At 33.8% G+C, this 23,329-nt stretch carries 16 protein-coding genes; 4 read left to right on the top strand and 12 right to left on the bottom strand.

Translation table 11 applies throughout. The features are described from left to right. Positions 1 to 224: 224 nt before the first annotated feature. Positions 225 to 671, bottom strand: a complete 447-nt coding sequence (locus tag H593_RS0108280; RefSeq protein WP_028872027.1) for an FKBP-type peptidyl-prolyl cis-trans isomerase — start codon at positions 669 to 671, stop codon at positions 225 to 227. Between the two features lie 638 nt (positions 672 to 1,309). Here H593_RS0108280 and H593_RS0108285 point away from each other — a divergent pair. The 3 genes from H593_RS0108285 (at position 1,310) to H593_RS0108300 (ending at position 7,527) form a co-directional block, all read left to right on the top strand. Next, on the top strand, positions 1,310 to 2,026 hold the full coding sequence (locus H593_RS0108285) for a VIT1/CCC1 transporter family protein (protein ID WP_028872028.1): 717 nt from the start codon (positions 1,310 to 1,312) through the stop codon (positions 2,024 to 2,026). A 527-nt stretch (positions 2,027 to 2,553) separates the two neighbouring features. After that, a complete protein-coding gene (locus H593_RS0108295; protein WP_028872029.1) occupies positions 2,554 to 5,700 on the top strand; it encodes a VPS10 domain-containing protein in 3,147 nt (1,048 codons plus the stop codon). Positions 5,701 to 6,033: 333 nt separating this feature from the next. Further along, positions 6,034 to 7,527: a sodium/proline symporter gene (locus H593_RS0108300; RefSeq protein WP_028872030.1), complete on the top strand. Its 1,494-nt coding sequence runs from the start codon at positions 6,034 to 6,036 to the stop codon at positions 7,525 to 7,527. A 592-nt stretch (positions 7,528 to 8,119) separates the two neighbouring features. Here the strand turns inward: H593_RS0108300 and guaB are convergent. From guaB to H593_RS0108360, 11 genes are all read right to left on the bottom strand, one after another. Next, the gene (gene guaB / locus H593_RS0108310; protein ID WP_028872031.1) at positions 8,120 to 9,592 is read right to left on the bottom strand and encodes an IMP dehydrogenase; all 1,473 of its coding nucleotides are present in this window, start codon (positions 9,590 to 9,592) and stop codon (positions 8,120 to 8,122) included. Positions 9,593 to 9,917: 325 nt separating this feature from the next. Continuing rightward, positions 9,918 to 10,421 carry a ferritin gene (locus H593_RS0108315; RefSeq protein ID WP_028872032.1) on the bottom strand — a complete coding sequence of 168 codons (504 nt, stop codon included), beginning with the start codon at positions 10,419 to 10,421 and terminating at the stop codon, positions 9,918 to 9,920. Between the two features lie 86 nt (positions 10,422 to 10,507). After that, positions 10,508 to 12,934, bottom strand: coding sequence for a TonB-dependent receptor domain-containing protein (locus tag H593_RS0108320; protein WP_028872033.1), 2,427 nt, complete (start codon positions 12,932 to 12,934; stop codon positions 10,508 to 10,510). Beyond that, complete coding sequence (locus tag H593_RS0108325; protein ID WP_028872034.1) at positions 12,915 to 14,282, bottom strand: HTTM domain-containing protein; 1,368 nt, start codon at positions 14,280 to 14,282, stop codon at positions 12,915 to 12,917. The genes H593_RS0108320 and H593_RS0108325 overlap by 20 nt, the downstream gene beginning before the upstream one ends. 134 nt (positions 14,283 to 14,416) lie before the next feature. Continuing rightward, a complete protein-coding gene (locus H593_RS0108330; protein WP_028872035.1) occupies positions 14,417 to 15,538 on the bottom strand; it encodes an imelysin family protein in 1,122 nt (373 codons plus the stop codon). Between the two features lie 98 nt (positions 15,539 to 15,636). Further along, positions 15,637 to 16,836, bottom strand: coding sequence for a DUF4856 domain-containing protein (locus H593_RS0108335; protein ID WP_028872036.1), 1,200 nt, complete (start codon positions 16,834 to 16,836; stop codon positions 15,637 to 15,639). A gap of 494 nt (positions 16,837 to 17,330) precedes the next feature. After that, entirely contained in the window at positions 17,331 to 17,678 is a 348-nt protein-coding gene (locus H593_RS18730) for a DUF6686 family protein (RefSeq protein ID WP_028872037.1), read from the bottom strand. 10 nt (positions 17,679 to 17,688) lie between these two features. Further along, positions 17,689 to 19,887 carry a PepSY domain-containing protein gene (locus H593_RS0108345; protein WP_028872038.1) on the bottom strand — a complete coding sequence of 733 codons (2,199 nt, stop codon included), beginning with the start codon at positions 19,885 to 19,887 and terminating at the stop codon, positions 17,689 to 17,691. 8 nt (positions 19,888 to 19,895) lie between these two features. Then, positions 19,896 to 20,393 carry a DUF2271 domain-containing protein gene (locus H593_RS0108350; RefSeq protein ID WP_028872039.1) on the bottom strand — a complete coding sequence of 166 codons (498 nt, stop codon included), beginning with the start codon at positions 20,391 to 20,393 and terminating at the stop codon, positions 19,896 to 19,898. 3 nt (positions 20,394 to 20,396) lie between these two features. Further along, positions 20,397 to 21,896, bottom strand: coding sequence for an ankyrin repeat domain-containing protein (locus tag H593_RS0108355; RefSeq protein WP_028872040.1), 1,500 nt, complete (start codon positions 21,894 to 21,896; stop codon positions 20,397 to 20,399). Between the two features lie 3 nt (positions 21,897 to 21,899). After that, positions 21,900 to 22,805, bottom strand: coding sequence for a DUF6607 family protein (locus H593_RS0108360; RefSeq protein WP_028872041.1), 906 nt, complete (start codon positions 22,803 to 22,805; stop codon positions 21,900 to 21,902). Positions 22,806 to 22,896: 91 nt separating this feature from the next. Between H593_RS0108360 and H593_RS19975 the strand changes: the two genes are divergently transcribed. After that, positions 22,897 to 23,319: a TonB-dependent receptor plug domain-containing protein gene (locus H593_RS19975; protein WP_051229668.1), complete on the top strand. Its 423-nt coding sequence runs from the start codon at positions 22,897 to 22,899 to the stop codon at positions 23,317 to 23,319. Positions 23,320 to 23,329: the final 10 nt, after the last annotated feature.

Below are 23,329 nucleotides of genomic sequence, written 5' to 3' on the forward strand. Positions count from 1 at the left end.
TGTTTCAGTAGGATTAATAAAAATTCAAATACTTAGCTAAAACTATAAAGCTCGCGATTAAAAAAACTATTCTTTAAAATCATCTCTATTTGAATGCTCAAGCAAGTTTGTAATTATACACTCAAAACCTATACAGCAAATTAATCTAACAATAAATCCTGACAACCTTTGCTGAAAAAGTTTTAACAACGGCTGTCAGGTATTTCAAAATTAAGTAACTTAATTTATTTTGTAACCTCTGTCTCTTTAATTGCTACTACTTCAAGATCAAAAATTAGGTCTTTGCCAGCTAAAGGATGATTTCCGTCTATAACGATACTTTCCTCTTTAACCTCAACCACTAGTAAATTCGTTTCTTGTCCATCTGGAGATTTAGAAACTAGTCCCATGCCAACTTCTGGCGTAATATCTTGGGGAAGTTCTGTTTTTTTAACTTCTTGTTTTAAATCTTCATTGATTTCTCCATACGCTTCCTCTTTAGAAATAGTAATGGTTTTTTTTTCATTTAACTTCATGTCGATTAATCCTTTTTCAAAACCAGGTATTAATTGTCCTTGACCTAAAGTAAACTCTAACGGTTCTTTTCCTTCAGAACTATCAAAAATCTGTCCATCAGATAACTTACCTGTGTAATTTACTTTTACCGTGTTATTCTCTTTAACTTGATTCATACTATATTATTGATTTTAAAAATATTCTTTGCATAATTTTTATGCAGCAAACATTTTATTTTAAACTTATTATATCATTAGCCGCCAAAATCAAGCCAAAACTCCAAAAAACTACAATGAAAAGTTATTAACCTATAAATCATTAAACGTAATACGTGAAAATCGTGTTGTATCCCTTTAATGGTAGTAAAACACAACTTTAGAATTAAATTAAAAATAATCACATAAAAAATAATCAAATCAGCAAATCTGTCAGTAAAAGTGAAAAATCATCAAATATGTGTGCCAACTCCGCAAAAAAAAAGAGGAATTTAGTTCAAATATTAAAAATAATTATTGATTGGTAAAGAGACTGCACAATTTGTAATCTACATAATTTGAATTTTATAATTCCTAAAAACAATTCATCTAAATTATTTTAAAACTCTTGAGTTTATATTTTCTTAGTTTTATTCTCAACAGCACTATTTCATAAAAGAAGTCTAATCACATGGTATAAAAATAATTGCTTAGTACTATACTACTTAAAAAAAACCTATAGTTTACCTGTGGTTCGTCCCAATTTTTCCTAAATTAGTAGTCCACTATATAACGATTCTTAAGCAAATCGTTATGTCTAATTTGACCAAACAAAATAGATGACAGAAAAAACAGATGGTTTAGACGATTATTTAGATAATCATTACATACACAGAAGTAATTGGTTGAGAGCTGCTGTCCTTGGAGCTAATGACGGCATTTTATCAGTTGCGAGTATGGCGATTGGTGTTGCAGCTGCCAGTGATACTCGAGAACCTATTATTTTGGCAACTTTAGCTGGACTAGTCGCTGGTGCTTTATCAATGGCAGCTGGAGAATATGTTTCGGTAAGCTCTCAAACAGATGTGGAAAAAGCTGATATCGAACGTGAAAAGCAAGAACTGAATGAAATGCCCGAAATCGAATTACAAAGACTCGCAGAAATTTACGAAAAAAGAGGCCTCAAAAAAGAAACTTCCTTAATAGTCGCTAAAGAATTAACAGCGCACGATGCCCTGGGAGCTCATGTTAGAGATGAATTAGGGATTAATGAAATAAGTCAAGCTAAACCCATGCAAGCTGCATTAGCTTCTGGTTTAGCATTTACGGTAGGAGGATTACTTCCTTTTTTAGTAACGCTCTTTCTTCCTTTAAAAAGTATGGAATATTCACTTTATGGTTTTGCAATATTTTTTCTTATAATTCTGGGAGCATTAGCTGCTAGAACCGGTGGCTCAAGTATAGGAAAAGCGATAATCCGAATTACATTCTGGGGAACTGTCGCAATGGGACTAACAGCAATAGTTGGATATTTATTTAATGTGACTATTGAATAATTCTTGTAAAGAAAAGGCAAAATATTCTAACACTAAAAAAGTTAAAAAATGCCTTTTGATTTTCTCTATAGAAATTGGAATTTTAGAATATCCTTATATTAGTGAATTAAAATGGATTGACAGTATTTATAACGCATCACTGATTTTAACTGAAATGGAACTTATTAATAAAATGAGGACAGATTCCTCAAAACTATTCGCTCGAATATACTTTGTTTTTAGCGGTGTTTTTTTTTAAGTGCTGTGGCTATATCTTTTACTCCTTTCGTCATAGATTGATGTGTTTATTAAAAAACCACACACAACATCATGTATCATTACTTTCATAATCTACTCATAATCAGAAAATCCTAAAGGTTTTCCTCTGGTTCATTTTCTATTTACTAACTTAGTTCTCACGAATACAATTAATCATAAACAACAAAGTTGTGCTTCATAAAAAACAACCATAAAGAGTCCCAATTTCTCGAAAAAAAAATGTGATAAAATTTTATGAACCTATACATCTATTAACCAAAAGTAATAATATGAAATCACTAAAACTATTATTTATTTGCATGCTTATGCTGCCAATAACTACTAATGCCCAAAAAAGAAAAATCAAGTCTTCAGAGCCCACTACAAAGCTAATAGACTCTTTATTTCATGGTTTAAAATGGCGTAATATTGGTCCGTTTAGAGGAGGTCGAAGCGTTACATCTACTGGAGTAATAGGACAGCCTCACACCTACTATATGGGCTCTACAGGAGGTGGTGTATTTAAGACTATTGATGATGGAATCACATGGAAAAATATCTCTGATGATTTTTTAAAAACAGGATCTGTCGGTGCTATTACTGTATCTGAAAGTGATTCAAACATAGTCGTTGTTGGTATGGGCGAACATGCTGCACGTGTTGTTATGACTTCGATGGGAGATGGTGTATACAAATCTATGGATGCTGGAAAAACATGGACGCATTTAGGATTAGAAAAAACCCGTCATATTTCAGATGTTGTCATACATCCAACAAACCCTGATATTATTTATATAACTGCACAAGGCGCACAATATGCTCCATCCGCAGAGCGAGGTATTTATAGAACTCAAGATGGTGGTATTACTTGGAAGAACATATTGTCAGTAAATGATACAACAGGAGCTTCATCCCTGTCTATGGATATGACCAATCCTCGTATTTTATATGCTTCAATGTGGCAACATCGCAGATATCCTTGGTTTATGGAATCTGGTGGTAAAGATTCAGGTTTATATAAGTCTAATGATGGTGGAGATACTTGGGAAAACATGAAAGAAGGATTGCCTGAAGCTTTTGGTAAATCAGGCATTTCTGTTTCTAGAGCAAACCCAGAACGTGTGTTTGCAGTTATTGAAGCTGAGGATGAAAAAGGGGGTGTATACCGATCAGACGACGCAGGAAAAATTTGGAAACAAGTAAATAGCAACCGTGTTAATATTGCACGGTCTTGGTATTATATGGAGATTTTTGCTGATCCTCAAAATGAGAATGTAGTCTATGTTTTAAATGCACCGGTTATGAAATCTATTGATGGAGGTAATAGTTTTTTTAATATTCCTGTTCCTCATGGAGATAATCATCATTTATGGATCAATCCAAATGATAATACCAATCTAATAAACTCGAATGATGGAGGCGCTAATATATCCTTTAATGGAGGAGAAAGTTGGAGCTCTCAACAAAACCAACCAACTGCTCAATTTTATCGTGTTATAACTGATAATTTGGTACCTTATAACGTATATGGTGGTCAACAAGACAACTCTGCTATTGCCATTGCAAGCCGAACAAACGATCGAGGAATAGATTGGAAAGACTGGTATTCTGTGGCAGGTGGTGAAAGTGCTTTTATTGCTTTCGACCCCAACAATCCAGAAACAGTATATGGTGGTACCTATCAAGGGAACATTAGCAAATGGACCAAAACATCTAAAGAACAAAAATCAATTAAAGAATACCCAGAACTAGGATTAAGTATTGCTCCAAAAGACGCTCGGTATCGTTATAATTGGAATGCACCAATTATAAGTTCACCACACGACAGAACTACAATTTATCATGCTGGTAATGTTGTTTTTAAAACAACGGATGGTGGCATAAGCTGGACTGCTATTAGTCCAGATCTTACTAAGAATGAAACCGAAAAACATGGTCCTGGCGGAGGTCCCTATACCAATGAAGCGGCAGGTGGTGAAAATTACAATACGCTTACGGCATTAGTAGAGTCAGCACATGAAGAAGGTGTTTTATATGCAGGTAGTGATGATGGTTTACTTCATATTACGAAAAATGGTGGTCAAACATGGGAGAACATTACTCCAAAAGGAATTAAAGATGGTATTATAAATAGTATTGATGTCTCTCCACATGATCCAGCAAAAGCCTATATAGTTATCATGCGATATAAATCGATGGACTTGAACTCGTATGTTTTTAAGACAGCCGATTATGGACAAACTTGGACAAAAATTGTAAATGGTCTAGAGGATCCAAACGGATTTGTAAGAGTCGTTAGGGCAGATGAAAAAAACGAAGGATTGTTGTATGCTGGCACCGAAATTGGTTTATACGTTTCAAATGATGATGGTGCTCATTGGCAGCGTCTAAAATTAAACTTACCCATCGTTCCTATTAATGATTTAATCATTCAAGATAATGATTTGGTCGCTGCAACATCAGGACGTGGATTCTGGATATTAGATGATTTAGGTGTATTACAAAACATGAATTCTGAGAATAATGCCTTGCAACTATTCAAACCGAAAGCAACCTATCGCATTTTTGGTGGTACATCTAAAGATATAGGACAAGGAGAAAACCCTAAAAGCGGTGTAACTTTTGATTATTATATAGACCAAACAGTAGATACTTTAGATTTAAAATTAGAGGTTTTACAAAATTCAAAAGTTATAAGAACATACACTAACAAAAAATCTGAAGATTTTAAATCGTGGCCAGGAGGACCATCTCAACCACAAATATTACCTTCCAAACAAGGATATAATCGCTTTACTTGGGATTTTAAGAGAGAAGTCTTACCTGCTATAAATAAGGTTTTTATTCATGGCGGACTCTCTGGATCTAGCGTAGCTCCCGGCAATTACACATTACAATTAACATTAGAAGAAGAGACAATTGAAACAGTAGTAACTATTCTTCCAAATCCTTTAATTAATTCAACTTCTCAAGATTTTATAGCGCAACAAAATATACTTATAACCATTGAGAATACGGTTAGAGATATGCATGAGTCTGTAAACCAAATGCGATCTACAAAATCGCAACTTGATATGCACGCCAAGCTTTTAAAAGATAATGAGAATATGACCTCATTAATAGAAAAAGGAGACGATTTAATAAAGCGTATTAATAGTTGGGAAGAAAATTTAATTCAAGCCGATCAAAAAACGTTTCAAGATGTTATTAATTTCAATAACAAGCTAAACGCACAACTTATTCAGCTAAAAAGTTATATCGATCAAGCAGACCCTAAAATCACTGATGGCGCTATAGAACGACTTAATGATTTAATGAAAGATTGGCAAGTGTATAAAAATGAACGCAATGTTATTATAGACACAGAAATGAATGCGTATAATGCATTGTATAAATCGCTAAATATACCAGCAATCATTATTAGCGACAAGAAGTAGTCTCAATAATTAAATTCTTTTGTGAAAGCGATCAAAACCCTATTGTAGAAAATAAAACTTCTAAATATTTCAAATACACAATTGGTCAATTACCTCTGTAATCATTAGAGTAAGTATTTAAAAAATAACGAAAGACAAACTTAAGACCTTTAAAATATATGGCTTGGTACTCGCCTACTTAAAAAAATCTGTAAGGCCTTTCTATTCGTTTGTATTTACTATAATTTGATACTTAAAAAATGTACCTCGTCTAATGCGAAACTGTTCAGTATTAAAAGATATTTTACAAACGTTAAAGGAATACTATCTTTAACGAAATAACTCAAAACAACTATGACTACAAAAATTATCGTCCTAGCCATTTATGTCGCTATTCTATTCTTAATAGGAATATTAGCCTCACGGAGAGTCAAAAGTATGAGTGATTATTATTTAGGGGGCAAAAAAATGGGTTTTTGGGCTATTGCTTTTTCTGCAAGAGCCACTGGCGAATCTGGATGGCTTTTAATAGGTCTAACAGGAATGGGAGCAATAGCAGGCTATTCTGGATATTGGGTTGTTGCCGGTGAACTACTAGGAGTTTTTCTTTCCTGGCAATTCATGGCCAAAAAATTTAAAAGGCGGTCTGATGAGTACAAATCAATTACAATACCTGATTACCTCGAGAGTCATTTTAAATCCTCTACAAACACACTTCGAATTCTCTCTGCTTCTGTATTAGTGGTTTTCGTTGTCATTTATGTCGCTTCTCAAATGGATGTCACTGGAATTGCATTTGAATCCATGCTCGGTATTGACTATCGAATAGGAGTGCTTATCGGTTTCAGTATTGTGTTGATCTATATTTTTATTGGTGGATTTGTAGCTGCAGTTTGGTCAGATATGTTCCAAGGTATTTTAATGTTTTTCGGGTTGGTTTTATTGCCTATTGTCGTTTGGTTCTCAATGGATCATGGTGCTGGAATCACAGAAGGATTGAATGCCATTGACCCCACACTAACTCAAATAATGGGTAGAAGCGATGATGGCTGGATGAACTTATTTACGATTCTCGGCTTTTCAATGATTGGCCTAGGTTTCCTTGGTTCTCCACAAGTATATGTTCGCTTTATGTCTATTAAAAGTGAACATGAGATTGATAAAGGAAAATGGATTGCACTGCTTTTTACGCTCTTAACAGATGCAGCAGCAGTAACGATTGGAATTCTTGCTCGAATTTATTTCACAAGCGAAGGACAGGATCCTGAAGCTATATTAGGAACTGGAGGAGAAGATGTATTGAGCATGATCACTAACGAATTCTTACCAACCATTTTAGTAGCTATCTTTATTGCTATTGTATTATCTGCAATCATGTCAACAATTGATTCATTACTTATTCTTGCCTCTAGCGCCATTACGCGCGACTTCTACCAAAAAATATTTAGACCAGACTTAAAAGATGAAGACTTAACCACGTTTTCGAGGCTAGTTACTATTGGAATGGCTGTAGCCGCACTTGGTATTGCTGTCATATTATACAATCTATATCCAGATAGGAAGATTTTCTGGATTATGATTTTTGGGTGGTCTGGAATTGCAGCCACCTTTTGTCCTGTGATTATTCTGTCCTTGTTTTGGAAAGGATATTCTGAGAAAGGAGCTATTGCTTCTATGATTACTGGGTTTCTATCAGTCATACTTTTCAAGTTTGTAGTATCAAATATGGAAGGAATAGGTCCCTATTTTAAAGAATTAGATGTACTTGCTCCTTCATTCGCCTTGGCAATGATTGTAGGGTATGTCGTTTCAAAAATATTCCCTAGCAAGACTGTTCTAGAGGAGTAAAATGCACTTAAATTAACACGACTATTAAAAATAATATTGGGCTATTAGTATTTGGTGCTATTGGAATAGTTATCACTTATTATTTAGAAGGAAACAGTCCTAATGAATTGTCCTATTTCAGCAGCACAAAAAAAGAACGTCCCAAATTAGTTATTAATGAGATAAGTTATAATAAGCCAATAACTATGCATACTTAAACTTCTGAAATCATGATAATAAACGAATTTAAATGACGTTTTAATGCTTCGGAAATTGACATACTACCAGTAGACCACTGTAAAACAAAGATCTATACCATACTATATAAAGATTTAATAAATGGAACAATATAAAGTTACTATTGCTAAGGGCACAGATATTGCCATATTCTTTCTAAAATCTTAAACTATCCAGAATCAAAAGGACCTTTTATGTTAACAGATTTACAACGTACACCGTTAGCACGAGAAGCTAAACGTAGTGTTATCTCAAAGCTAGGAAAACCAAATAACAGTAATACCTCTTGGAATAAATCAGCTATAAGCTGACCGTTCTAAAAGTAAAAAAGCACAACATTATGTTGCGCTTTTTTACTTTTAATATATCTTTTATTCTATCGCGAATAATTAGGAGATTCATTAGTAATCGTCACATCATGAGGATGACTTTCATTAATACCTGAAGCCGTAATTTTTACAAATTGCCCTTTATTTTGGAGCGAAGCGATATCTTTGGCACCACAGTAACCCATTCCTGCTCTTAATCCGCCTATAAACTGATGGATACTTTCTACTAATTCACCTTTATATGGTACACGACCAACAATACCTTCTGGGACTAATTTTTTGATATCATCTTCAACATCTTGAAAATAACGGTCTTTACTCCCTTGTTTCATCGCTTCTACTGAACCCATTCCGCGATACGATTTAAATTTTCGTCCTTCGTAAATAATGGTTTCTCCTGGACTCTCTTTTGTACCTGCTAATAAGGATCCTAACATGACGCAATCTGCCCCTGCTGCTATCGCTTTTGGAATATCACCTGTATACCGAATTCCTCCATCTGCTATAACTGGCACTCCAGATCCTTTTATTGCTGCTGCAACCTCTAAAACTGCAGAAAACTGAGGAAACCCGACTCCTGCTATTACTCTAGTTGTACAAATTGATCCTGGACCAATCCCTACTTTTACAGCATCTGCTCCGGCTTCAACTAAATATTTAGCTGCTTCTGCAGTTGCAATATTTCCGACGATGACCTCTAATTTCGGGAATTTCTTTTTAATCTCTTTCAAAACCAAGACCACACCTTTCGTATGACCGTGAGCGGTATCTATAACGACAGCATCTACTCCCGCTTTCACTAATGCTGAAGCACGCTCTACTGCATCTGGTGTAACACCAATCGCTGCTGCAACTCGAAGTCTTCCATAGGTGTCTTTATTTGCATTTGGCTTTTGAGTGACTTTAGTAATATCTCTAAATGTAATGAGTCCAACTAGTTTGTAGCTCTCATCAACAATCAATAATTTTTCGATTTTATTCTGCTGTAAGATCTTCTCTGCATCTTTTAACGAAGTACCTTCTCTCGAAGTTATTAAATTTTCAGAAGTCATAACTTCTACAATCGGTCTATCATTCTCGTGTTCAAAACGCAAATCACGATTAGTAACAATCCCTTTAAGTAAACCTTTATCATCTACAATAGGAATTCCTCCAATACTGTGCTCTGCCATATTTTGCTTAGCATCACTAACCTTTGCAGTCATTGGTAAGGTTACTGGATCTATGATCATACCACTTTCGGCTCGTTTTACTTTACGAACTTTTTCAGCTTGTTGGTTTATCGTCATATTTTTATGGAGCACACCAATACCACCTTCTTGAGCCATAGCAATTGCCATTTTACTCTCTGTAACGGTATCCATAGCTGCAGAAACTATAGGTATGTTTATCGTTATATTACGAGTTAATTTGGTTTGGATATTTACCTCTCTAGGTAAAATTTCAGAAAATGCTGGGACCAGAAGTACGTCGTCGTAGGTAAGACCTTCTCCAATAATTTTATTTTCGTGTGCTATCATAATGCAATTACAGTTATAATTGCGTGCAAAGATACAACTTATATAAAGAATTGTATTAAGACAAGGTTAAATCTTAAAAAACAGATTTAAATCACTACAATTTGGGGCAACGAGAACAATTAGTTTTCCCTACTTTTTTATACTTTTTACAACACTTAGACTTCTTATTTTGATCACAATAAAATACACATGATGTAATAATCACAGTTACATTTTCTATTGTTAAATCGTTTTGCATTATTTTAATTTATTCTAAATAAAAACAAAGTTACAAAAAAAAGATCCCTGTAGAGAGAGCATTTTTTACAAAATTATCAACAGTTGTCTATTCATTTTCATGATTAGCGGCTATTACATTAATATCACGATCAAACAAATAATGACCAGATTTATCTGTTCCAATAATATTTAGTTTATCAAGTAGTGTTCTAGCCATTGCTTCTTCTTCTAATTGCTCTGTCACATACCATTGCATGAAATTGTGTACGTTGTAATCTTTTTGTTGTAAACATTCAAAAATAACATGGTTGATTTGCTCTGTCACAAACATTTCACTTTCTAAAAACTTTGCAAAAAGCTCATTGAGTCCTTGATAGCTGTCTTTAGGTTTGTCCAAAGCTGGTATAATGACAGATCCTCCTCTTTGGTTGACAAACTTTATTAATTTACTCATGTGAACACGTTCTTCGTCTGACTGACTATAAAAGAAATCTGAAACTCCATTATAACCAGTAGCATCGGCCCAAGATGCCATTGCTAAATATTGTAATGACGCTTGCGCTTCGTACTTAATTTGATTATTTAGTAATTTTTCTATTGTAGTGTTCATATCGATATGTTTCTACGAAGATAATGAACTTTAAATCATAACAAGTTATGATTTAAGAATTCAGAATCACTATAAATTAAATAATATTATAATTTGATTTGAAATGTGGCATAATAATTTCTCGGAGCTGAAGGTATAATTCCAGGTCCTGGATAACCCGTTGCACGTCTTGTAAAATAGGTTTCATCAAGTAGATTATTGATTCCTGTTTCTAACTTAAAACGTTTGTAAGTGTAAGATAGAGATACATCCATAATATCATATTGTGGTATTGCTCCAATAACTCCGCTTAAATTTGAGTCTTGAGAGTTTGTTGCATCTGTAAATTGACTAGCCAAATACGAGTATTGCACATTTGCTAACAAGTTTTTATACCCGAATCGCAACCCTGTTTTAATATTCACATCAGGAACAAATTCAACTTGATTCCCTGCAACTCCAGATTGTTGGGATTGCGTGTATTCCGAGGAAATAAAAGACGCATTGATGAAATAATTAAAACTAAAATCATTGTCCATTTTAAGAATCTTCTTAAAATTAAAATCAACTAAAGATTCTATACCAAATAGTCTAGCATCACCAACATTACCACGTTCACTTATAACACGACCATCATCAAACGCTTTTTGAATAAAACCAATTCTACCGTTATAGAATAAAGCAAAAGCACCTAAGTCATAAGAAATGGTATTTTTATAATTACCTCGAAAACCGATATCTGCAGTAAAGCCTTCCTCATCTGTAATATTTGGATTCACAGCAAATGCTGGATTTAAAATATTGATATCTGAGAAGGTTACAGATCTATAATTTTGAGAGATATTTCCATAAACCTCTAAGGCAGTTGATGGCCTATAACTCAAACCAACGCCTAACAATATGAACTTACGCTCAAAATCACGGTTATCTTCTACCGTTTCCTCAAAAATAACATTGCCTGCTGCATCTGTATTAATGCGTTTGAAAAACCCTTCACTTTCGGTTTTTATATATTCAAAACGAAACCCTGGTGTGATAGAAAACGTATCATTTAAGTAAAAAATATTCTCTCCAAATACAGCTACATTTAAATTAGGAAAATCAAATTGTGATTGTGCTGGATAATTTGGGAACTCATCGTTAAATAAATTAAAGTCTGGACCGCTTCCTTCAGATCCTGGACCTTGCTGTTCGCTATTACTCGCTTTATAAAATTTAGAGCCAATTAGGAAGGTGGCTTCTTTTCCGAAGATCTTATATTTACTCAGTAATCGTGCTTCTGCTCCAAAGTTATTAAACTCACCTTTTATTAAATCGCGTTCGCCATTGGGATCAATTTGATCTACGCGATTGGTTCTAAACCCTAGCGCGTCACGAGAAGCATTAAGCCCAAAAGCATTGAATGTAAAGTTGGTATCTTCGGAAATTTTATGACTCAACTTGAAGTTATACAACAACCAATTTACTCTAAACCAATTGCGTGCTCTATTGCTTTGCAATGGATCTTCATTAAACTGTGCATCTGTTAAACCACCAGCTTGCTGAGCGAGATAATACAAATGTGTGAACTCTGCAGAGATGTTTGTTTTCTCATTGAATTTGTAGCCCACATGTGCAAATACATTCTTAGATTCAAACTGAGAATTAGGTCTAAAGCCGTCACCTTTTTTATAATTGAAATAGGTATAATAGCTAAACTTCCCTTTGGTACCACTAAGGCTTGTGAAGTTTGTGTATAACCCAAAACTTCCTACCGTATTTCTAGTAATAAGCTCAATGGGCTTATTTGGATTTGGAGCTTTAGTTTTGAAGTTTATGAGTCCGCCAAACTGGGTTCCGTACTGCAGCGAAGCAGCACCACGAATCACTTGAATTTCTTTTAAACCTTCGGTTGCTGGTGTATAGTAACTTTCTGGATACCCCAAAACATCTGCACTAATGTCATAACCGTTTTGTCTCGTATTAAAATTAGCTGTACGATTGGGATCTAAACCACGACCTCCAATATTAAGTTGTAATCCTGCATCGTCATTTTGGAAAATATTTAGTCCTGCAACCTGGCTGTAAATTTGACGTGCATTATTAGTCGCAAGATTAGCAAGTGATTGATCTACTAAAACAACTTCGGTTTTTTTACCTGCATAAATAGCAGTGCCTTCAACATCCTTTAGTCTATTAAGTTCAAAAACTTTTGCGCGTCTTACGTTGATTATAATTTCAGAAAGATTTTCCTGTAATGGCAACAAAACGACGTTTAGATTCTCATCCTTTTCAAGGGTTTGTTCTCGTTCAAGAATCTCAAATTCTGAAATATAAAATATCACAGTTAGTTCTGTTTTTTCCGAAGAAAACTCATAGTATCCTTTAGCGTCTGACGTCGTTAATAAACCAGCAGATTTCTCAAAAACTTGAACATTATTAATAACGGTATTATCAGTTCCATTAGTAATGTAACCTGAGAGTTTGTTCTGCCCAATTACAGGTAAACTGAATAGAAATATAAATAGTACTAATTTAAAATCCTTTAATGTCATCTTTAAATGGTAAAATCCAATTTTTGGGTTTAAATGATTCTTTTTCTTGATATAAATCGACGGTTGGATCAACATATTGTTGGCTTAATCGTCCGTTGAGTGCGACGTAGCTATCAGCGAAAACTTGTATATTTTCGTGACCTTGAGTTTTAAAATGGTCTCCTAAAAAATGAGCATATTCTAAAATAAAGTCTGGTTGAGAGCTCATTTGCCTTTCTTGAAAGGCAGACAAGAAATCAGTATTATCAACATAGAAATACTGCCCTGATTTAGAATTAGCAATTTTAAAGGTCGTCATTCCTGCTTTTTCCATAAGCATGACTCGCCATGACAATCTATAACCTTCTTCAGTCCAAAATAATTCGTTCTTATACAATAAATACCTAAACGGAAATAGGATTTGAAATGCAAAAAAAACAGCTACGATTGGCAGTAAGATCTTTCGACTACAAAATGGATATGTCTCTTGTAATTTTGGAGCTTTTATTATTTTTTGAAACGGTTTGATAATACGTTTAATAATCGCAATTATTTTTTCATGAACGCTGGCATCAAAAAAGATTAACGTCGCCACAATCATAATAAATGGAAACATTCCAATTGGAAATAAAATTCTCGTAAATACATGGAAAAACACAACGAGCACAAAAGCAAAAATACGGGTACGTTTATACAGTAACAAAAATGGAATAAATAAGTCGTAAAACATTCCAGACCAGCTCATCGCGTGGTGAAACCAGTCTTGTTGCATTAAATTATTACCAATTATTGGTAAATCGTATTTTGACGGTAGCCAGATTTTTAATGGCATGGCGCTAAGTAACCAATCACTATTTATTTTTGCTATTCCGGCGTAGAAATACACAATTCCTAAAAGTAGTTTTATACTGTCTATTGTCCAATTTGGGATTTGATTAAAACGTCGCTTCCGCAGTAAATTATCTACTGAAAACTTAGCGTTTGCAGGCAAAAAGATCATCAAAAAGCTCAGGACACTAATAAAATAATAATGATTGAGATAGGTCGTTTTGTCAATGAGCTCTATGTACGTGAAGCTTAAAAAGAATATGATGATTGAAAATCTATATTTTAGACCAAAAGCGATAAACAGTGCGGATATTCCGCAGACAAAAAATAACAGATAATTATAATCTCCTAATGATCTCACCCATTCAAAATTATAATATTTAAAATGGAACTTAGGGGCTATGTATAGCTTTTCTATCCAACCATGGTACCAAAACCTTAGGAGACTAAAACACATCATGATCCCAAAAAGCACACGAAAAACTGCTAGAGGAGCTGCATTTGTCGTTTTATTTAGGTATTTGTTAAGTTTCGATGTCATCTAAATATTAGGTTGAGACTATTCTTAACCCAAAAGAGTGCTTTTATTGGAGCCTTAAATGGCTTGTTAAAAAGAGATTCCTTAACGATTTACACCACTAAAGAATCTTAATTATTATTTAATTTTATGCGAGATTAATCTCCATCTGCATCTACAAAATCGACACTGATGTTCATTGCTTGAATCATATCCACTTTTAAAAGAACGACTGCTTTTTGTAATTCATCAAAGGCCTCTAACATTTTATTATTATCCGTTTCAACTTGTAATGAAAAATCATTACTTAACACTTGTATTTTTGATTCAGCAGTATTAAACTGATTATTGATTAAGGCACTTAAATCGTCACCTTCTTTAATTGTATTTAAATACTGTAAGTAGGAGTTAAAACTCTCTCCAGATATTGAAGCATTATAAGCTTTGCCGTTGAAAAAATCTTGAACAGCCTGTAAAGCTTCTAGCGCCAATATTTTTGAGGCATCTTTATTGTAAAAAGCTTCAACCTTATCATTAAAAGACGTTGTTGAAAACACACCTGCTGGAATCCCAAATTTATTAGCTCGCAACCCTTTCTCGTAATAGAAAATAAAGTCGTTAGTCAATTTATTTGAAGAACTAGTCGCCGTATTTGCTGAACTATTGACAAAAATATCTCTGTAATTTGATGTCCAGTCACTTAAAACTGTAGTCGTCAAAGCTTGCATTTGATTTATCAAATCTGACAAATATGACTTATGAGCTTCAAAATTTGAAACTATTGTATAGGCATCCAAAATTTCAGTATCACTATTTGATAAACCATATAACATATAATCTACAGCTGGAAAACCAACGGCATCGTTATTATTTACGCTAGCAAGATCATAGGTTCCTGAGCTAATATTACTTTGAATATCCCTAACATTAGTAGGATAAATATTCATTTGAAAAGCATAATTAAACTCTTCTGCTTTACCAATATTAAACATTTCAACATATTGCCACGTTTTGTAGGCTTCTAGCCAAGATACTCTTATGGCATCTAAAGTAGTTTGATTTGGAGACGCCAAAAACGCATCTTTATTTGCAGATAATGTTCCTAAATCTGAACTTAAATCTTGAACAGCAGGAATAATAATATTATCTGCCCAATTCGTCAACATCGCTTGACGGTTAAAATCATCTGATGTCCCACCAGATCCTCCTGTATCGTCTGACTCTGTACAAGCCACGAACAACACGATTGTAAATAAACTTAAAACAATTTTCTTCATCATTTTTTCATTTTATATTTTACTTTTTCATTTTGCAAAGATAAACAAGCGAATACGTTCAAGCAAGGGAACGTATTTGCTTTTTTTAGATTAACACGTAATTAACTTCCTGCTTGCGCAATAGATAAATCAAATCTATTTGCAATTTCAGCCGACATTGCCTCTAGAGTTGCATCTGCAACATTCCAAAACCCGTTTCCTTCCATTAATTGAGTAATAAACCCATCTACTTCAGTCTTCGTGAAATAAGGCGCATTAGAGTCTGCCTGACGTGTAAATTGTAAGCTATAGATAAAACCAAAACCTTCAGATAAGTCATGGAATGCACCACCATTATCTCCAGCACTTCTAACAATCCTACCTTGTTCTAAATAGTAGATTGCTCTAATAGCAATCATTTTAGAAATTTCATTTTTAATAATATCAGCTTGCTCATCTCTTATAATATAATCATTTGCAACAATAGCAGCACGACCTAATTTAAAAGCGTTGTAAAGACTAAGAGCAATCCCTTGATAATCGGAATCTCCCTCTACTCTAGACAAATACTTGTTTAAAAAGCTATCTTGATTAAGCATTGGGTTTGTAGCGTCATCAGTCCCATATAGGTAACCAAAAGCCTCATCCCATTTGTGCTCCATATTAGTGTAGTTTTTTCCTTCAGCTACCGTACCTGCATTGTTATCTACTACGTTATCCCCTGCATCTAAAACAGCAGGACTTAAATAATTATTTAGCAATTGATCTGTCATCAAAGCACCAATTAAGCCCTTGTTTATGGCTTGATTATATTCTAAACCCTGAGCATTAATATAACGAATAGATCCTCCTCCAGCTTCCTGAATTTGACCTGCAACTCCTGCAGAAGCATCATCATTCCATCTTGGAAACACATCATTGACTTGGTTTGCAATCCAACCGTCAAAATCATTTTTTATAACTGTGGCATCAGCAGTGTTAGCTGCAAAGAAATCTGAAGAGGCAGCTACTTTACTTCGAATACTTTTATTAGAAGCGTTTAAATCTGCGTCAGAGAAATCTGCATTTCCTTCTACATGAGCAAACATATCGTCCAACTGAGCTTCAGTTTTAGATGGATCTTTAAGTGCACTTATAAATTCTTCTCCCATTAAAATACGAGTGGTTTGTCCACTGTAACTGACGGTTGTTTCTCCATTTCTTTGAAACGTATAAGTTGCAGGTGCTTCTACTTGTGATGTCGTTGTAATAACATCATCATCATTAGAGCATGATGTGAAAAGACTTGCAATTGCAAATAAACTTAGAGCGATTTTTTTCATTTTTTAAGCTTTTATTGTTTTTATTTAGACTTAATACAAATAACATCTGTAATTCGATTGCAAAAATAAAACACATCTTTAAATTATCAAAGCTTATTTAGACTAAATTTAAATAAACTTAACAAACTAAGAATAATTAATTGAAAATGTGGACTTTAAAGACTGTTAAAGTTTGAGTAAAGTTATAATTAATGAAAATGAGTAAAAATTTTAGTCGCTTCATTAAAGGCGCTCTTAAAACTCCCTTTTGCTTTTGAAACTTATAGAGGACAAGGGTTACAATACTCGTAATTTTAACAATCCAAACAAAGTGAAGTCTTGTCCACGACACCCTTTACCATGTCATACATGATTTCAATTTCAACAAGTTTTAAATACAATTTTGCATCCCTAAAGACCAACTCTACTAAATTATTTTTATGTTTTAAGTTACTTTTCCAGAAAAAAAGAAGTACCAAAGTCGTTGTAATAGAATCTATAAATCTGTCTCATAGTCAATTAACTATTAGTGTATAATCTATATCTGAAACTTTTAATATTTTGGAGCCATCCGTAAATTCAAACAGATCAATCAACTCAAAAATTTCTTGTCTGTTGAACATGAGTACTAAATTGGCTTGCATTGTTGGAATTGGAATTTTTTTTTTTATTCTACCGCATGCATATTTATGTTCCCAATACTCAACTTCAATACACAATAGATAATTTTTAAAATATAAAAATTGCTCTTCTGTAAACTCAAAATAAATATTATTGAATTCTAAATGGAAAACCTCGCATTGGCCACATAGATATAATTCTCCACTTTTTGTTTTTGATAACGTTTTTATTTTTTTACTCATAACTTACAACTTAATAACAGTCCATTTTAATTTGTTCCATGTTTTCAAAGGCACTTAAAGACATCTTTAATCTGGTATTAGTGATGTTTTGCAACGTCTCTAAAACACTATTTTGCATTTCTAATGAACCACAAATCATGATGACCCCTTCATTTTTAAGATGATTAGCAATGAACTCGTCTTTTTGAGCAATTAAATCTTGCACATAATTTTGTTCGTCCTGCTCTTGTGAATAGGCAATATTTATACTCGATATATATTTTTTATCAAAAGCTTGGTAAATAACCTTGTCATACATATCAAAGGATGCTTTTGTGCGACCACCCCAAAATAAATGAATCTTCTTTTTCTTTTTGTTATCGCTAATCATTCCTAAAAAAGGTGCTATTCCAGTACCATTTGCGATCATCACCACTTCATCAGCATATTCTGGAAAATGAAAATCATAATTTCGTTGTATTCCTGCTTTTATCATATCGTTAGCATTTATATCATTTAAATAATTTGAGCATAACCCCTTGTCATGGGTCTTTACAGATAATAAAATATCTCCATTTAATTTTCCTATTGAATATAATCGTGCCGTTTCATCGCTGTTAATTTTAATTGACAATAAATCACCTGATTCAAATTTCACCCGCTGTTGTGGTTTAAATCGTATTAAAAAAGAACGATCCACATTCAACGCTGACCGCTCCATCACTTTAAACGATTTACTGCTTTTTTGATCTTTTATTGAATCCCTAAACTTTACATCTAGGGCAATGGCATTACTTTCACTCCACTGTCTCACCCATAATTTAAAGGCTTCTTGAGATTGGTTATTGATTTTAAACAATGGTAATTTGGGCGTAAACTCTTTGTGTTGTTGCAATAATGCATCCACCACAATTGCGTATTTACAATACTCAGGATACATCAATGATCCAAAACCTAGAACCGCATACTCTAATTTATTTTGAACGGTAACATCTAAATGTTTACCAAACTGTTTGGCATTGGTAGGCGCTTCGCCTTCGCCATAAGTAGCAGTAAAAATAATAAGCTGTTTAGCATTATCATAACCTGTATAACTGTTTAAATCAGAAATAAAAGCTTTTTCACCAGCAGTAATTAGAGCCTTAAAAAACAGCGTAGCAAACGTGTAAGTTGTTCCGGTTTCTGAACCTACGAGAATTATATATTCTGCATCATCTTTCATAATACTATTACTCACTTTTTCGTTATTTTTTAATCGTTTTAAAGTCATTGCAAAACCTGTATAAATGAAAAACAAGAGACCAATACAAACTAAAAACAATACCACAGACCAAACTATAGTTCCGCTTCCTGTATGCAAAACAAAGCTCCATTGCGATGCCATTTGAACCATAGCGTAAGGTTGCTCACTCACAATGTCACCAGAATACTGATTGAACAATAGTTCTTTGTCTGCCAATTTGATAAAAAAGTAATCTTCGATGTCTTCGGAAAATGGAAACTCAATACTTTTTACTTCGGAAATTTTAAGACTTCGAAACAGTTCAAATTCTGAAATTGGGGTTCTCACCACGTCAACCTCTACAACTTCTGGATAGGAATGTTTGATGTCACTTTCCGGAAGGAGATCAAATTTCTCCAAGGACAAATAAACGCCTGTAAAGGCAACAATACTTATTGGAATGAGCAGATAGCGACCAAGCAACACATGGTAATATTGCTCAAAATTCTCGTTAACCACTTTAGAAAACCAACGTGTTATCCCGCCTTGACGCTTAGCAATCAAAATAATACCTGTAATCGCCATTAGAAATAAAAAGAAGGAGACTAATCCAATAATAAAACGACCGGTAGATTTTAAAAATAAAGACCGATGCAAATTGGTTGCAAACTTAAAAACAGACGCTTTTTCAATAATATCACCTAGCTTTTCACCTGTTTCTGGATTGACATAAAACGTTTCACTCTCTCCTTCGTTTGTAAGTACCGAAGCAATAACAAATTCATTATTATCGACTTCAACATGGAGAACCTCATCATAAGTATTAGCTAAATTGAGAATAGTGGTCGCCAACGAGACCTCATCCATAGATTCAACCTTATAATCTTGCAACTGATTAGAAATAGGCTCAAAAGCCAAGACCATTCCTGTTAAAGACGCTAAAACAATAAAAATTGAAGATATGAGCGCCAACATTAGGTGGCTAAATCTCCAAACCGAAATGGTCATACTATAGGCTATTTTTGGGGCATCATTCTTATGTAACGAATAAATCCGTCACCTTCTGTTTTTCCTTTAACGTTATCTGTTGTGAGTTCAAATTCTACATCATCTTTGTAATATTCCTGGTCCTCAACAGCAGATTCAAATCTAATTGTATAGCCTTTATCAAGCTTATCATCCTCAATGTCTATGACGCTAATCGCACGTTCGCCACCACTAATGGTTGCTCCTGTAATAGCGTCTAGATTAGTGCGACGTTTTCCGTAGAAATCCCACCAATCTGTAATATCAAAATACCACTCATCATCATCACCTTGAACATATAAAGTCTTTTCGTATTCACCTTCAGTATTCAATAAAGAAATGACGATGTAAGCACCTTCTCCTGTATAATTCGTCATTTGAATCATGCATTTATAATGCGACTCTTTTGGTTTAAACGAGAATCCAAAACCTATAAAAGCGCTCACTAGTAGTATTGGTATTAGTTTAAAATATCGTTTTATCATCATCTATTATTTTAAAAAATTAATATCAATATTACGTTGTTGCAACAACTCATTTTCGTTTGCTAAATCGTAGACAGACTCATCAAAATCGGTCATGACTGTTTTGTCTGCGCCTTTCCCAATCAAGTATTTCAAAATATCTTGGTGTTTAGCTTTCATGGCTGCAATTTGAAGTACAGTAAATCCGTTTGTGTTTTTTGCATTGATATCAATATCAAAGGTTTCAAGACGTTTTAATAACTCAAGATTACTACGTTCAGTGGCGATATGTAATAAGGTATTACCATTATTTTGAGTTTGGTTGATGACCAACCCGTTAGATTTCAGTAAGCTCAACTTATCTTCAAATGCTTTGGTATTATTAACCTGGAAATTATTCAGTAGATAATAAGACAGGGTATTTTCTTCATTGTCAACGGTGTTTATATCCGCTTGCTTTTTTAGAAGAAAATCTATGATGTCAACATCATTACGATTGACAGCCATCACTAGCGCTGATTGACCATTTTCATCTTTAGCATTAATATCCTTGACATAAGAGTATAGAAACTTCACAACAGGTAACGTATTACTATTGGCTGCGTTCATAAAAGGAGAATTACCTCCATTATCTTGCAAATTGGAATCAACACCATGTTTGATAAAAAATCGATAGATTTCTAGATCCTCACTATTATAAGAAATGGCATGCAACGGGTTTCTTCCGTTTTCACCAATGACATTGGCAGCAATACCTTTTTCTTCCAAAAACATATAGGTACCAAGATTGGTTTTGCCTCCACGAGAACCTTGACTAGCAAATAGCATGGCATTACCTCCATTTTTATTCAAACCTTTATGCGAAATCCCCTTTTCAATAAGCCTATCAAGCATTTTGGTGTTACCTCCTTTTGCAGCATAATTAAAAATCCCGTTGCCAAAATTATCTGTAGTATTTAAGTCAATACCGTTAGATGTAAAATACTCTACCAATTTAAAGTCATTCAAAGACGATGCAACCAATAATAACGCATTGGCACCATCATGATTTTTTTCTTCGGAAAACTGGGCACCATGTTTCACTAAAAACTCATATAACTCAATATACTGAACACCAGATCTTGCTGCAAAACTTGCAACAGAATACCCGTGACTATCAATAATATCTGTCTTTGCACCTTGGCTCACCAAATAGGCCATCATCTCTAGATTACCTTTGTAAGCTGCCCAGAAAATAAAGGTTCTCCCATCGTGAGTTAGTTTATTCACGTCGTTCCGTGGTTGCTTCAAAAGATATTTTATCGTTTTATTATCCACGTTTTCAATAAGTGCATAAGACATCGCATCAAAAGCATTGTTATTTAATTGGGCTGGATTATTTCCTAACTTAATCTTTTTCTTTACGATAGAAACTGACGGATTGGTCTTCCAAAACTCACGATTTAAAAACACATTCGATTCTTGAGCAAAAAAAGGAGTGAAAATGGTTAGGATTAATACTGTTGTAATTAATTTGAACGTTCTCATGATCTATTTTTTTACAAATGATTCAATAGTGGAGTTTATATCACTTTCTTTGGTCATCTCATTATCAAATAAAAACTTGTATAACACTTTATTGTCTACTTTTTCTTCTAGAACTAAGTTTTGATGTCTACCATAAACCTCATTCCATTTAGCTCTAACCATAGCCCATTTATCTTGGTGTTCTTGCCACCAATCTATAGCACCTTGACATGTGCTATCGTCTACTTTTTTATAAGTATTATGACCTTTTTCATCTGCTATTATAACATCAACCTGACCATCTGCTCTTACAATTTTAGCATTATCTTGATCATGAACCCAACCCCCTTTTGTGATCTCCTGACGATTCCCTCTTAGTGTGATATTGTAATCATTACGCTTGGTATATTCTCGTCGTGGTAATGGCGCAGGTGTTGTATTTTCCCAGTAACTTTTCCCATCGACATGAACCCAAGTTGCTGAGCCTTCATAACGCGGACTATCATCCACCTGAAACACTTTTTGTGTCCATTGCCCTGTCACAGCATCATTAGACCTCTTCTCAAAATCCCAATTATTATCGCCATTATACATGTAGAGATTTGTGTTTTCAAACAACCAATCTTGTCTCCAATGCTTCACGATATATGGATTATCTGGCTTACCAACTTGCAATAAATGCTGGATAGACACTTTGTTATCTTCATCTTGGACTAATTGAGCCCACTCCAAAGCATAATCTATTTTTTTTTCTGAAGGTTGATATACAGAATCTTTACTATAAGAAAATGTCTCAGTAAAATTAAAGGTGACTTCAAAGCAACCACACATAGATTTAATGGCTTCTTGGTCTAATTGTTTTTTGTTTTGTGCATTTATAACGAGAGAAAACGCTAAAAATAATACTGGTAAGATGATTGCTTTTTTCATAATTGTTAAAATTTAAGTCTTTCGAAAAAACTCTATTCTTATTTAGATTAAATTAAAATAACTTTTATATTTGCGGTAAATTTAATCAAGAATGAATCTAAATAACAAATATTTCTTACTTTATTTTACACTTTTTTTTAGTGCGCTTTCTCTAGCTCAAGAAACACAAGAGACTGCTAAAGATTCTGTAAAAGTTGAAAAACTAAAAGAAGTGGTTGTTACTGGGCAGATAAATCCTCAATCTGTTGAGAAATCTGTTTTTGAGGTAAAAGTGATTGACAGAAGAGAAATCGAAAAACGCGCTGGTGTCAATTTAGCAGACTTACTTAATCAAACTTTAAATATAAATATAGTTCCTAACCTAGGAAATGGAAGATCTGAAGTATCACTATTTGGCTTGAACGGTCAATACTTCAAAATCTTGATTGATAATGTGCCACTTATAAACGAAGGTGGTTTTGGTAATGGTGCTGATTTAACTCTCATAAATTTAGACGATGTAGAGCGTATATAAATCGTAGAAG

The organism is Psychroserpens burtonensis DSM 12212, from assembly GCF_000425305.1.
Lineage (GTDB): Bacteria > Bacteroidota > Bacteroidia > Flavobacteriales > Flavobacteriaceae > Psychroserpens > Psychroserpens burtonensis.